At 26.5% G+C, this 14,882-nt stretch carries 10 protein-coding genes; 2 read left to right on the top strand and 8 right to left on the bottom strand.

Translation table 11 applies throughout. The annotated features are described in order from the left end of the window. Nucleotides 1-2: 2 nt before the first annotated feature. From mads6 to G6N05_RS14115, 5 genes are read right to left on the bottom strand one after another with little or no spacing between them, the layout of a single operon-like run. Nucleotides 3-4,472 (bottom strand): methylation-associated defense system protein kinase MAD6, encoded by a 4,470-nt coding sequence (gene mads6 / locus G6N05_RS14135; protein WP_166131045.1) that lies wholly within the window; start codon nucleotides 4,470-4,472, stop codon nucleotides 3-5. Continuing rightward, nucleotides 4,463-5,818, bottom strand: a complete 1,356-nt coding sequence (gene mads5 / locus G6N05_RS14130) for a methylation-associated defense system restriction endonuclease subunit S MAD5 (protein WP_166131041.1) — start codon at nucleotides 5,816-5,818, stop codon at nucleotides 4,463-4,465. Before mads5 ends, mads6 begins: the two co-directional genes overlap by 10 nt. 5 nt (nucleotides 5,819-5,823) lie before the next feature. Then, nucleotides 5,824-7,827, bottom strand: a complete 2,004-nt coding sequence (gene mads2 / locus G6N05_RS14125) for a methylation-associated defense system DNA methyltransferase MAD2 (RefSeq protein ID WP_166131038.1) — start codon at nucleotides 7,825-7,827, stop codon at nucleotides 5,824-5,826. Nucleotides 7,828-7,837: 10 nt separating this feature from the next. Beyond that, complete coding sequence (locus G6N05_RS14120) at nucleotides 7,838-8,686, bottom strand: nucleotidyl transferase AbiEii/AbiGii toxin family protein (RefSeq protein WP_166131027.1); 849 nt, start codon at nucleotides 8,684-8,686, stop codon at nucleotides 7,838-7,840. After that, on the bottom strand, nucleotides 8,676-9,671 hold the full coding sequence (locus G6N05_RS14115) for a type IV toxin-antitoxin system AbiEi family antitoxin (RefSeq protein ID WP_166131025.1): 996 nt from the start codon (nucleotides 9,669-9,671) through the stop codon (nucleotides 8,676-8,678). Before G6N05_RS14115 ends, G6N05_RS14120 begins: the two co-directional genes overlap by 11 nt. A 606-nt stretch (nucleotides 9,672-10,277) precedes the next feature. On the opposite strand from G6N05_RS14115, the gene G6N05_RS14110 reads away from it, so the two are divergent. Next, nucleotides 10,278-11,468, top strand: coding sequence for a hypothetical protein (locus G6N05_RS14110; RefSeq protein ID WP_166131022.1), 1,191 nt, complete (start codon nucleotides 10,278-10,280; stop codon nucleotides 11,466-11,468). A gap of 121 nt (nucleotides 11,469-11,589) precedes the next feature. Then, nucleotides 11,590-12,399, top strand: coding sequence for a hypothetical protein (locus tag G6N05_RS14105; RefSeq protein ID WP_166131020.1), 810 nt, complete (start codon nucleotides 11,590-11,592; stop codon nucleotides 12,397-12,399). A gap of 134 nt (nucleotides 12,400-12,533) precedes the next feature. Here the strand turns inward: G6N05_RS14105 and G6N05_RS14100 are convergent, their stop codons facing one another. From G6N05_RS14100 to G6N05_RS14090, 3 genes are read right to left on the bottom strand one after another with little or no spacing between them, the layout of a single operon-like run. Beyond that, nucleotides 12,534-12,848, bottom strand: coding sequence for a hypothetical protein (locus G6N05_RS14100; protein WP_166131018.1), 315 nt, complete (start codon nucleotides 12,846-12,848; stop codon nucleotides 12,534-12,536). A 13-nt stretch (nucleotides 12,849-12,861) separates the two neighbouring features. Continuing rightward, a complete protein-coding gene (locus G6N05_RS14095; RefSeq protein ID WP_166131016.1) occupies nucleotides 12,862-13,326 on the bottom strand; it encodes a hypothetical protein in 465 nt (154 codons plus the stop codon). 45 nt (nucleotides 13,327-13,371) lie between these two features. Beyond that, the gene (locus G6N05_RS14090) at nucleotides 13,372-14,682 is read right to left on the bottom strand and encodes a tyrosine-type recombinase/integrase (RefSeq protein ID WP_166131013.1); all 1,311 of its coding nucleotides are present in this window, start codon (nucleotides 14,680-14,682) and stop codon (nucleotides 13,372-13,374) included. Nucleotides 14,683-14,882 lie beyond the last annotated feature (200 nt).

Below are 14,882 nucleotides of genomic sequence, written 5' to 3'. Positions count from 1 at the left end.
ACTTATATTGCTAATTTGTTAATAGCTATTTTGTTATAACTATTTTTCTTTATTGAATAAAATGTTTTATTGTCCGATGTAACCACTATTTCATCGTACTTTAAGTTCTCAAGTAGATTTTTAAAAACAATTAACTCTACGAATCTTCCTTTTAAATCATTTAAAGATGGACTAAATCCTTTTTGAATAAAGTAAAGCATTTCGAATAAATCTAGTGAAATAGTAAGATTTATGTGTTTATGCGACTTATGTCTAAAAATTAAACTATCTGCTTCATATTCAATATATCTAGTGAGATGATCTGCTTTATTTACAAACAATTCAAACTCATCTAATGGAAATAATTTAAATGATTTACCAAAAGGATCTTTAATTTCTGTTGATGCAAGAATCAAATTTTTCTCATCAAGTGAATAATTATTACAACCTTCATTTAATGATACTGCCCTTGATATTGAATTCTTTATTTTTTCAGTTATGTTTTCACTTTTTAGAATATTTACGAATTCAAATACAGATTTATATGGAATCCTCAATAAATAAGATGGCTTATTAATTTTAGATTTATCATCTTGTGAACTATTTTGAGAATTATTTGAATTTTCAATCATAAACAACTTACCTTCAAAATATTGATGTCTCACAAAAACTTTTTGTCTGTCTCTAGATTGTTCAATATTTTCAGGAGTTTGCTCATGAGCAGGCAACAAATATTTATATTCATTGAATATTTCTAATAGTGTTCCTTCTCTTTCTAAAAATTCTAAATAGTCTTTTTGATGATGTCTGTTGAAAAACAATTCTCTATCTAATTTTGGGATTGCAACTTCACCTATATCTGTTTCCCTGATTAGTTTAATTAACCTATCATTATTACCTGAATCATTGATTTTAGGATTTGAAATATTAAAATAATAATATTGCCAATATTGCTCAGGTGTAGTTGTTTCATTACTAATCTTCCTAATATCTTCACAAGCAAAATCTCTTGTAAGTAAAAACGCTACAAATGAACGAACATCACGCATTGTTATGTGTAGCTCTCTTTTTAAACTTACTGTCCTTAATAGCCACTCTAAACGATTGATTACAGCTTCTCCTGAAGCTTCATCACTAAAAGTTTTTACATTGTAATTAATAAAACATTTACTTGCCAAATCACAACTTTGACAATTATTCCACAATTCCTTTCTTGTTAATGCTTTAATTTGTTTTTTAAATAAACTTCCTTCTCCACTAGAATCTGAAACAACAGATCTAAGATTAAGGTTAATCACAAGGATACCCTCAGGCAATTCAACATTACCTTCTTTATAAAAATAATCTTCAATATTTTTTGCTAATTGATTATGCTTATCAGAAGTTGTTAGAAACTCAACTAATCTTCCTTCATTTATAGCTATAATTCTTCCTTCACTAGCTTTACTATAATTAGTTAAATTTTCAAATGGTTCAAAGAATTTTTCTAAAACATCATTATTTTCATTATCGTTTTCATCTTGAGAACCATCATAATTACTTTCATAATTTAACCCATTAATCATAAAACGAGCGCCGTTTTTATGAGCAAAATGTTCAATATTTCTAACTAATGGATTTTGCTCTATTTTTTTAACAAATGCTGTTTTACCATCGCCTGCGTTTCCTGTAATTATTATCATTTTATACTTACCATCAACGATAGCAGGCATTAATGTTTTGTCTAACTTTGTAGGTGTATAAGTATCTTCGTCTAATTTGTTTGTATTAAAATTTACACGAGTACCGTAATTACCATATTTTGACTGGCTATACAATGAATTTAAGTAATCAACCATATTAATTCCTTCGACAGAAATTTTATGAGCTTTTATTTTATCTCTATTTGTATCAAATAGTTCTTTTAAAGCCTGATAAACTCTTTCAATATTACCTGGATTAAAATTTCTTGCACCACCATTCCAAAAAGTTTCATTAATAATTGATTCGCCATCAACTTTTAAAACAAGTTTAATTTTTTCACCTAAATCAATTGAAGACTTATATTTTTCAATATTACTTTTGAAACGAGATAAAACATTATCAATCGATTCATGTAAATCAACATAAGAATTCATTTTGTCGTATAGCTTTACATTAAAGCTTGGAGACTGTATTATTGATATTTGTGTTTGATATAGTTTATTTCTTGAACTGATATCTTCAATTGAATCATTTTCTTCCTCTAAAAGATTGAACTCAAGTTTCTGAAGTGCAGCAATCATATCATTAGCACTCTTGAATCTCTCATTTTTATTCGTTGCAATTGCTTTTAAAAGAAATTCTGCAAACTCATTTGATATTCTCTTTTCAACATTTTTAGGATTATTAGGCTGCCTTCCAACAATTGCTATTTTGTTTGGATGCCAAGGATATTGTTTACAAACCAACTCATAAAGTGTTACTCCTAATGCAAATAAATCGGCAGATAAATCCCAATTTACTTTATAGTTCGATTCAATTAGGTCTGGAGCTAAATATGGATTTGTTCCAACAAAATCTTTATTTTCATTAATAGTAGACGCAACATTAAAATCAATTAAAACGAATCGATCTCCTTTATCCCAAATTATATTTTGAGGTTTGATATCTCGATGAATAATTGGTTTTTCTTTGTTTTGCATTTCTTCTAATGCAGAAAGTATATCAATTCCAACTCTATAAATTTGATGAATAGGTAGATTGACATCTGTAGAGGTGTATAAGCGTAAATTTTCACCTTCCAAATACTCCATTAAAGTATAAAACTGTCCATTGGGTGTTTCTCCATTCCAACTGAACTTTACAATATTATTATGATGCAACTCAATTAAAGCTGCATATTCATCTTTAACAGAACTTATATTTACACTTTCATTAAATAATTTTAAAGTGTAAAATTTATCTTGTAATCGATGTTTAACTTTAAATACTTTAGAATAACCACCTTTACCCAAAACCTGATGTATTGCATAATCACCAATAGTATCTCCTTCTTTTAACTCCTCAAAAGAAACAACTTTACTCGGTAAATTACTTTCTAAAGTTACATTGTTTGTATTAGTACTTATAGATATTGCATTATCAATTAAATCTTGTATCTCTTCAATACTCTCAATTCTTTGAAACTCATCTATGAGTATAGTTTTAGAACAAACTTCATCAATCCATTTTGGTAAATTTGAATTTAGCTTTGATGGCAATATATTTTCCGGTAATTTTCCTCCCAAATTATTCAATTCGAATGGAGAAGAAAAAGGTTCTTTTTCGGTGAATAGCCAATATATCAAAACACCCAATGAATAAATATCAGAAACAACTGAAGCATCACCCACAGTTAATTCAAGTGGATGATAAGCGGTAGCATTACTTTGATTTATAGTAGGCATTACCGTATATCCTTCTTCGCTATGGTCAATAAAATACGATTTACCAAAATTTCCTAAATAAGCATAACCACTACTTAAATAAATATTATCAGGATTAATATCACGATGGAAAATATTTTCCTTATGAGCTTCTTTTAAAGCTACCATGATGTTTTTAATAATTTCTAATTTCTCTTTAAAAGTGAAAGTCTTGATGCGTGATTCTGAGCGTAAGGAGTTTTCTTCTAAGAAATCTGATATTTCATAAAACAAATGGTTTTCAACATCTATTCTAAAATCAACGTTTAGAATAAATGGTTTTGCCTTAATTTTATTTAAAGCTTTATATTGGTTTTTTATTTTTTCTTCTCTTTTGCGAAGCTCTTCTGGAGAAAGACCAACTACTTGAAGAGCATATTCTTTTATACGGCGATATGAAGAAGTTGCCCCAAAAGGTTTTACTAAATATTCAACAAAATTGTTTTCTTGATGCAAAATTTTGACAATTTCGTATTCATAGATTTGCTTTTTATCTTCTACTCTTTTTCTTGTTTGTTGTCCGGATAAATAATCTACGATTTGTTTTTGAATATCTACAATTGCTTCTTCACTTTTATTAAGTTCAGAGGCATCGGTTATATAATTTATTAATTCTTTTTTAAGCTGAAATGTTAGCTTTTTATCATCAGGTGAAATAATTGGTTGGCTGTAATTATCATAAGATAATGTCAACATATTTTGAATCCAAGCTCTGCCCCAAGAAGGATTATGTTCTTTTAATTTAGAAGCAAGTATGGCTGTCTTTTGCCTATTGGTTCGCAATGGATTTCTACGAGGTTGGTCATTTAAATACCAAGTATTATCATCACCTTCTATTCGCCCCTTCCAATCTTTATTTTCTATATTAAAGATTGCATGAGGAGCCACTACAATAAGGTCGTATTCCCAATATTGTGTAAGGTTATTTTTGGTGTTTGTAGAAACCAATTCGATATTTGGAATTAAGTAGAAATCATCTGGAAGATTAACCTCTAAAAAATTCATTAACTTTTGCTCCCCTGCATTAACAACAGACTCAAAATAGGTTGGTTTTATGATTATTGCCATGCGTCAATTTCTTTTTCGATTAAATCAATTGCTTGGTTTTCTTTTAATTGGCTCTGTACATTAAGTTCTAAATATTTACCAATAAGTTTTGAAATATTTTCAAAATTTTCATTAGGTTTAGGTACTAATAAATTCATCAACCTATCTGTTGTTATAAAAGGGATCATAGAACCTGTAGCTGTTTTTTGTAACAATCTTATACCTGATTCACTTTTAAAAAATGCATATAACCAATATGAAATACTTAAATCATCTGTAAAAATTCTAATAACATGATCTGATAAACACGCTCCTTCTAAAATATCATCAGTTATAAAAACATTACCAAGAATTCCTCCATCTGTATTACCTGATTTGTATAGTAAAAGTGTACCTTTCTTGACTTTATAATCATTAATATCCTTAACTCCTCTTTTAGAAAGCCATCTGTAAAATTTTTTATTAAATTTTGTTAATTCTGCACCTGTTAAAAATGGATGACCATTATCTTTATCTAAATAAATATGTTTAAACATTGGTGGAGAAAAACAATCCTTTACCATTGAACTTAAAACAACAAACTCATCTTCGTTGTTTTCTAAATACATTTTATCACATTCAATATTATTATTATATGCTGCCCAACTAAAATTTAATTTACTTACCTTTTTATTAAAAATTTTAGTTATACCATTAACAGCGTATTTATTATTAAAGTAATCGATTGCTTCTTTTAAATATTTATTAGCTTCAACTCGTAATTCTGCTCCTTCTAAAATCAATTTATGGATTTTCTCTTGTTTATCATCAGGTAAAAGTGGAACTGGTATATTTCCAACAAAATCAGGCTCAATATGCTGAATAACAGCACCGAAAGAACCTTGAGTTAATAAATTATAACCAAATTTAGAAGATAAATAAGCATACAAATAACCTGAAAACACATTGTTTTTTGGTTTTACTCTTATTATATGTTCACTTGCAGCTTTACCTTTAAATAATTCATTTGTAAAAGTTGTATTTCCTATAGTTCCTGATCTTGAAATTAGTATCCAACCAGTATCTAATAAATAATTATCTAAGTTTTTGGTAAGTTTTTTTGAAATTAATTTTAAATCAAATAAATCATTTTTTAACATATCTGAGCTTCCCATGAAAGGTATTCCATTTTCATGATTACTTACGTAGTATCTTTTATCACGACCTCCATAAAAAATATCATCAGAGTAGGCAAAAACATTTGTTAATTCATACTTACAATGTTTCAACTTATCTAAAACAATATTGCCAGAGCTCAAATAAGGTTTTGCGTCTAATCGATAACCAGAATTCTCAAAACTAGATTTTTTAATATTTAATATTTTCATAATTATTAAATATGATTTATAAATTTATTAAAGGCTATAACAATTTTTGGTAAATCATCATCTAATGCTCTCTGTTTTTCAATACGAGTTCTAACATCTGCTAAACCATTTTTATCATAAACAATATATTTATTTTCTACATTAAACAACATTTCGGCACCATCTTCATCACGCTCATATACAGGATTACCTCTCCGGTCTTTACCCAATTTTTCTGCAATCGCCATAAAAACGTCATAATCTTCGTCACTTTCACGTGCTATACTCTTATCTAAATCTGTTTTTTTCTCTAAAAACAATAACGAAGCTTGAACTCCTACTTGTGGAAGAAAGGCTTCTACTGCCAAATCTATAGATGCTAATATTTTGAAATTTTCTAAAATCCATTCTCTAACACGAAGTGTATTAGGATTACCTAAAATTCCATCAGGTAAAACTATAGCCATTTTACCACCGGGTTTTAAAAAATCGTAACAAGCTTCAATGAATAGAATTTCTGGTGCATCAGAATACTTTGATAGAAAATATTTTTCAGCAATTTCTTTTTCTACTTTTACTTTTGCTCCAAATGGTGGATTTGTAAAAATCATATCAAATTTACCACGAGCATCGTTAGTATAATTATTATCAATATCTTTCATTCTAGCTAAACTTTTATTAATAGCTGAATTTATTTTTACAATTTCAGTTGGATGTTCCCATTTAGGATAAGCTAAAGAGTTTACGTGAAAAATATTAGCATGACCATCACCTGCCATTACCATATTCATACGTGCTGCCTTTTTTAAATCAGGATCAAAATCAAATCCAAAAATATTTGTCTCAGCATATTGACGCACTTTTTCATTTACTTCATAAGTATTAAATTTTTCAACTAGTAACACCTCTTCTAAATCAGGATATAACTCTTTTGCTATTTGTTTTCTAACATGATCCAATACTAAAACCAAAAAACCTCCAGAACCGCATGCTGGGTCCAAAACTCTGGTTTTTTCATTTGGATTAAGCATTTCAACCATAGCCTTTACAATATTTCTTGGTGTGAAAAACTGACCTGCTTCTTGTTTTAAAGTATTACTTACAATAGTTTCATAAGCTAAACCTTTAACGTCAACAGTAGCATCTAAGAATGAGTATTTTGCTAATTCGCTTGCAATAAAGGCAATTCCTTTATCTGTTAAATCTATAGCCTCATTACCGTCAAAAACATCTGAAAAAGTACCTTCTTGTTTTAATTCTTCAAAAATATCTTTAATTCTTTTCGCAACATTTTTTCTACCTTCATCTGTGTTTTTTTCTTTAATACCTACCCAAAATTTTCTTCGGTACGATTCGCCATTTTCAATACAAATAAATCTTCTTTTTTCATCATACAACTTACAAAAAATAAGATATAAAAGTTGCCAAAAAGCATCTTTCTTTCTTCCTTCATTTCCATAAATATAATCGTGAGAACGCTTAAATACTTTAATTAATGAATCATTTGCCGGTTTACGACTATGTGAACGGTCTGCACGGTCTATATCTTCAATAGTTTCACCATAGCCTGGGATATCTGCTAAATCAGAAAAATCAAAATCAAATCCTAAAGCATCATCTTCTTTTTGAAGATATTTTAAATCATTACCATTTGTCCATAAACCAAACTCACAATTATCAAGAGCAGCTAAAGCATTTTCTAAAGTAATTGTAACTCCTTTTTTCTTGTCATTATCTTTTATCTTTTCATCTTGAACAATCCCTATCCTTATAATATCTTCTTGATTATGTTTAGAATTCTCTTCATAAATGACAATCTCTATTTTCTGTTTTTTTACTTTTCCAGTATCCGGATCAGTAAATGTAATATTAACGTCTCTATCAATATTATTTAAATCGAAACCATATTCTTCATTTAACATTCTAATAATAGATTGCATGTTTTTTTCTTGTGAAGTGGCTTTTTTATGTTTGTTGGTTAGTACACAGACTAATTGATTATCTTCTAAAATTATTTCTTCAACTGACATATATTTTTGGTTATTTTTTTAGTGTATTTATAATTATTTGAATAGATTGAAATATATCATCAAATTTTAAAATATTGTGTGTTTCAATCATTTGGTTTATTAAAATGCTTCTCTCTGTTTTTGAAATTTCTTCTTCTAAAATATCAATTACATATTCAACAACTTTTATATTTTCCTTTATAAGTTCATATAAATCAATTCCAATTAAAGCAGCACTGGCTTTTAAAACAGTGAAATCTTCAATACTATAAACTATGTCATAATATTTATTTACAGCTCTTTCTTCGTTTATATTCAAGTAATTTTGAAGTATAAATGCCATATCATCAGCATCTTTATTTCCTTTGTAATTTCTATCTTTCCATGCAACAATCTTTAAAAGAAAAATACCAATTAGGTCTACAACTTCAAATTCAATTTTTTCATCTAATGTTATGGAAACTGTTTCTTTTTGTACTTCTTTAAAACCCAAAACATTCATTGCAAAGTTCTGGTCTGGAGGCCAATAAATCTTATCATTTTCTTCCATAATTCCACCATACGGAACCATGTCTAATTGAAATTTATTAAAATATAAAAAGCGTTGTTTTTGTTCTTTATCCTTAGAGAAATTTTCAAGTTTTGTAAGTTCTTCTGAAATTTTTTCAAACTGTTCCCATTTATCAATTGTAATGGCAATATCAATATCTTGGGTTCTTCTACCAGGTTGTTCTCCATTTATTTCTAAAATAATATCTCTTGCGGTTGCACCTATCACAAAAAATTTAACTTCTTGTTGCTCAAAAAAAGGAATCAATTCTTCTAATAATGGCTTCAATAATGGGTGTTCTATTTTATCGCTACTTATTTTATAACTCATTTTCTAATATCATTTTTGCTGTTTCAATATTTCTGCTGTTTCCACTTCCAATTAAATCTGCATAAACTACTAACGCCGGTGCAATATTTAGATATTCATTGTTTAAACTTTCTGTCCAACAAGTATTGTATATTTTAATATTTCCATTATTGTCTGGAACTAACATTAGTTCTTTACCTATAATACTTAAGTCATCATTTGAGTAAATAATATACTCTAAAGGCTTAAGATAATTTGTCATTTTCTCTGCAGCAGGTTCGCCTCCAAAAAGCAAAAATTTAGTATTGTTATCACTTACTATTTTTCGTAAATAATCAAGATTAATTGCTTTATATGTTTTCCTCAATAATCTAGGCTTCAAAATATCGTTGTAAGAAACAACCCATCTTTCTATTAAATCGTCTATATTTTTAAGAATCCTTTTTTCATTTGTTTTTAAAATATAGTTGCTTTCCTCTAATTCTTTCATTATTTGACTTACTGAACCTAATGCAATATTTGCCTTATCAGCAAGCATTCTATATGAATATTCTAAAGCTTCCTTATCAGTCAACAGCAATAATATGAGTTTTAACCCTGCTTCTTGAAATGCTCTCGCTTGATTTACATTTTTCTGTTTTATCTGTTTCCTACCTTCAATAATTATTTTCAAATCATCAGCATTAATAAAACAATTTCCAGATACATCTAAATAATTTATGTTGTTTTGAATTAATGAATCTGCTACATCTTTAGCTATATATTCGCCAACAAATAGTATTCTTCTATCTTGTTTAATAGAATTTTTAAACTCATTAATTTGGTTTATAACAATTCCTAAGCTTGATTTTCTTGCATTTTTCTTAGCTATACAATAAAACGTATGATTACTTATTTGTATAACAGCATCATAAGGTTGTCTAGTACTGTCTACTGTTATTTCCATCTTTACCAATTCTTGTAAATTAGAAAAAGCTTCGTAAACAAAATCATTATCTTTATACATTGTGTTCATTTTATTTAAGTGTTCATTGACAATGAACATTCAAATGTAATGAACATTATCGAAATAAAAAAAATATTATAATATAAAAAAGTGTTTTTACAAAAAAAAAAAGACGGGTAAGATATTTTAATAAAGATTACTAAAATAAAAAGGCTCATATTACCTATGCTTTTAATAAAGTATTAAAATTCCATCTTTTATCTAAAGAATTAATATCAAAAGCAATAATATTAAACGTCTGTATCATTCTAGACCGTAAAAGATTACCATATTTCTGAAGATAATAATTTTGTAGTTAATGTGTTACAGTTTTGTTTTGAATAAATTGTTCGTATTATGATTTCTGCTACTAGATTGCAATCATTCCGAATGGTTGATTTTTTGTTAGCTGTAAAATTTCTTATAAATGAAATTTTACAGCTAATATTTTCATGACGCACCATACAATTTCATACCACAATATATAAAAAAATATTTCAAAAAAATTAAAACATAATAGTTGCTAAATTATATATAATAATAATAATTAGGACTTCAATAGGCACGTACTTTAACCTTGTTAAATACTGTTAATCCTAATAAAACAAAAAAATTATATATACATTTATGACTACAATTATTCATCTTGATCTACTACAATTATCCTTCGACACTAACTCGTTTGATGAGAACAATATCTCAAATTTTATTATTGAACAAATAAAACCTTCGAAAGGTTATAATAAAACTTATACAATTAATCGCTACGATAATAATTCAAAATTCTTTATAGGTTTTATTAATATTGGCCTACTACAATATACAAATTATTCATATGTACATTTTGACAACAAAATATTTTACAGAAATGATTTTCAAAATATTTTAAACGATTTTCTCCACTCTTATAATTTAAAAAAAAATGCGAAAGTTCGGAAAATTGATATCTGTATAAATACTAATAAAAATCTTTTGATTTCGTTTACTAAGAATATTGAAAGCATTGAGTCATCAATTATAAAAGATTATATAATTGATTCATACAAGAGAGAATATGTTAACATCAATAAAGGTTTTGTTAACATTATGAATTGTAAATTAAACAAAAAAAAATCTAGTGATTTAATAAAAAATGTCATTGATATTACAACAATATATTTACATTCAAAAAAAGATAGTTTTAAAAATTTGTGTAACAAAGACATTGATAGTAAACAACCACGTAAACGATTTATGCGAATTGAAAATAAGAGTAATGTTTTAAAAGAAATAAATAAACCGTATATTTTGGAATATTACAAAAGCTTAAGTGTATTAAATATTAACAAACCAATATATAGAATTGAGCTTGGATTAACATTTGAAAATTCACTAAAAAAAACTACCTCAAAGTGGATTAGTAAAAATAATGATTCGGATATTTTAACTGACAATAAATATAACAGGCTCCCAGAATATTCCAAAAAGGAATATACCAAACAAAATATAGATAACTCTATAATTATAGATTTGAGTAGACTAACTGATGAAGTCTATCTATATTCATTATTCAATTATTTTAAGATTGCAGATACTAATTGTTTAATCGATATTGATAAAATTCTTTTAAAAAATAGTGATGATGCAAGAATATTTAGAAGAAAATCACAGAATGCAATTATTAAACCAATAATAAGCAAATCAAACAAAATAATCGATAATACATTTTGTACAATAATAGAAAATGAAAATAATAAACGATTGAAATCATATTATCAACAACAATTATCAAAATTAGAAAATGAAAACGATTTCAAAGATATATTTAATTTAGAATAATCCACTCTTGGTTTTTTTATAAATCAGTCTCTTTTACTGTTGATAGTTAAAAGCTTTTTATTTTAGGAAAAAAATATTCAGAAAGAAATATTTTTAATATATACTATAAAAAATCATAACTATGACAAACACATATACACTGATAAATTGCGAGGGCGATATTTTTGTTATTCATTTTAAAAATAACAAAATAACAGCGGAGGTCTTGTTAGATGATGGAAGTGGGAAGATATCCTTCATTATCAATAAATTATCAATCCTCAAATACTTGCATAATGAAATAAAATTAAATGATTTATTAGAAAAATCTTCTGTAATAAGGGTTAAACTTTACGATTACAATACAAAATCAACGTCTCAAATCGTAAAAAAACAGGTTGGTAAATTATCTTGCGGAGATGAATTCTATGACAACTTGCCCGAAGGAATGAAACTGACTTTTGAAAAAAGAGTTGAATTGGCTGTAAGGGCATGTCATGTAACTTTGGATCTTGAAAAGATAATGATAATGATAAAAGATTATTATTTTTTGAGAGAAAAAGTACAATTGCTATATTTGACTTTCGGAAAAAATAACAAAGTTAAAAAGCAATATCAAAAAGAGTTGGATGACTTAATAAATTTCTTTGTTGATAAGAAAATTCCTTTTGACTTTATTAGTTACGATGAAATTGGACGTCTAAATATAGATAAAGTTTGTCTGAAAAACGATTGCAATTTAGATCTTTTTAAAATTGGACATAAAGACTTAAATAATGTATCAAATAGAGAAATGAATTATTTGGTCTATCACTTGTCTAATTTAATTGCCGATTTAAACAAAACTCCCCGCTTTTGGTCTAAAAAAGCTAAAAATAAATACATTGAAGAATATAAAGACCACTACTACCCGTTTAAAAGAAATATAGTAATAAATAATATTTTAAAATAATAATAAATATTTTTTTGAATTATATAAATGCATCATTCTATTGTTACTCACTTTTGAGTTTTTTTAAATGAAAGTGTTGTAAAAACATCCTTTTTAAATGCCAAAATAGCTTTGAAATCGAATAGCAGTACACATTATTTTCTTTTAAAAATAATTTTCTTTTTTAATTTATCAGAAATGATTTCAATTACAACATTACCATTTTTTGTATACAGTATATGACTTTTGACAAAACTCCCTTCAATTTGGTAATTGATAGATAACTCAATTATTGTAAAACTGGTCGTGTCTATTTCAATTATCTTAAATTCTTTGAATTTCTTATCAATGTTTTCGACAATAACTTCACTGTCTTTTAATGTGAATTTAACTCCAAGCTCTTCGTGTACTTGCGAAATGGAATATTGAAAAGATAGTATTGTGAATAAAATTATTAAATGAAATTTCATAGTCTTTATGAGATTATTTTTTTGATAATTCTATCAGTTCTTTTTTTTCTTCATTTGTCAAATTTGACAAAGAAGATATACCAGAATCTGAATGTCCAATTTTGTCCAACAATATATCTAAACGTTGAAATTTGTATTTATGATTGGAGCTATGATCATTACAAATATTAGTTTTACCAACAATATTTGATTCTCCATGTAACAAATGTTTAGAGAAGCCATCATTATAGATTATCGATTCGCCATCTTTTGAATAACCAACGAGAAGAAAAAGATTATACTTTTTACACAGGATAATCTTAACCACTTTATGACCATGAGGTAAATAATTTTTCCAGTCTATTGGAACATATTTTTTCCCATCATCAGTAATAGATATAGCAATCGCATCAGGATTTATTTTTATTGATTTCAAATATCCTGGCATTTTTTTGTAAGGTAAATTTTTAACCAATAGGTCATAAGGTTGAATTAGCATATTTATATGTTTTAATATGTTTTTAAATATACCGGTAATTAAATATTAACGTAAGTGTATTGAGTCAAAAATATTTGATATTTCAGTATTATCTTGCAAATTAAAATTTCTTTTTATGTACAATTCCGTTATTGCTATACTCTTATGATTTAACGCCTTGCTAATTTTATAAATATCTACATTATTTTTCAAACAAGTATCTACAAACTTATATCTGAAGGCATGTGTTGATAATCTTTCACAATCCAATTCTAAACTTTTTGCAATAAATTGTAAATGATTACTTAGCTTTGTCCGTTCACGATTTAATGATATAAATTGCTCTTTTGTAAAGGAAGTTTGAAAGTCATAACCTTGTAATTCTTTCGATACCTGAAAAACATAAGGATGCTTATTTATAACAGATAATCTTTTTAACTCGATAATTATTTCATTTTTCATTAACGTAACATTATCATTATCCCTTGCCACATCAACTATTAAATCGAAATCTACAATTTTCATAAGTCGGTTATTGTCTCTAAACAGATATTTGTAAAGAGTCCTTACAAACATTGCTGAATATGGTACGTTAATATAGTCATTTGTCTTTGGGCTTTGGAGTGCTACATATTCGTCTTTAAAACTATCAACTTTTAAAAAAAGCAAATCACTAAATCGTAATCCATTGCCAAAGTATTGCAAAAGTCCAAAAGTGACATCGTAATAATATCTTTCATTAGAAGGGTATTTTAATAATTTATTCATATCATTATCACTTAATAAATATGGTTTCTTTTTCTTTTTCCCAAACTTCAAATCGACAAAATCAAAAATAATATTAGCCTGTTTCTTTCTATTTGCTAAACCTATGTATTTCTTTATAACAACAAAATGATTTTTTATAGTTTGGTTTGATAGTAGTTTTTCATTTTTCGTTTTTTCGGTTTTTAATTTTAAAAAATATTCATCCCTCATATTATTATCAATATTCTTAAATAATAGAATTGGATAATGTTTTTTTAACTTGTTTAAAATATGTGTATAACTAATTTGAGATCCTTCGCTTACTAATAGATCATGTGGAATTTGTTCTTCAAAGAACTTAATAAAATCATCATCATTAGTTGTAATTGGTTTTTCAAATGGATTTTGAGTTTTCATTTGTTCAATTTTTAAACGAATTTCTGTAAAATCTATTTGCTTATTTGGTTTAAAATTTTTAAAAGTATTATCGTAATACTTCTTAAAGTCTCCTGACAACATTTTAATTTTAGTCGAAACCCTTTTAGGTGGGTGGTTTGGTAAAGAATAATTTACATAGACAAACCCATTTTCTGAGTTTTTATCTTTAGTATGGATAATATTTATATTCATTTTGCAAGATTTTTACAAAATCAAATATACAAAAATTACTCAAAATTTTACTAACAAAAATAAATTTCACTCATAAAATATTTAATTTACTCACAAATAAAATTAGACGAAATAAATATTAAAGTATTGATTTAGTTATATTTACATTTTTTATAAAATAAATTGTAAAAGTGTTTATTTACAAATTTAAACTATATTTT

This window comes from Flavobacterium bernardetii (assembly GCF_011305415.1).
Classification (GTDB): Bacteria; Bacteroidota; Bacteroidia; order Flavobacteriales; family Flavobacteriaceae; genus Flavobacterium; species Flavobacterium bernardetii.
Note: the sequence above shows the minus strand (reverse complement) of the source record. Positions and strands in the feature narration are given on the sequence as shown.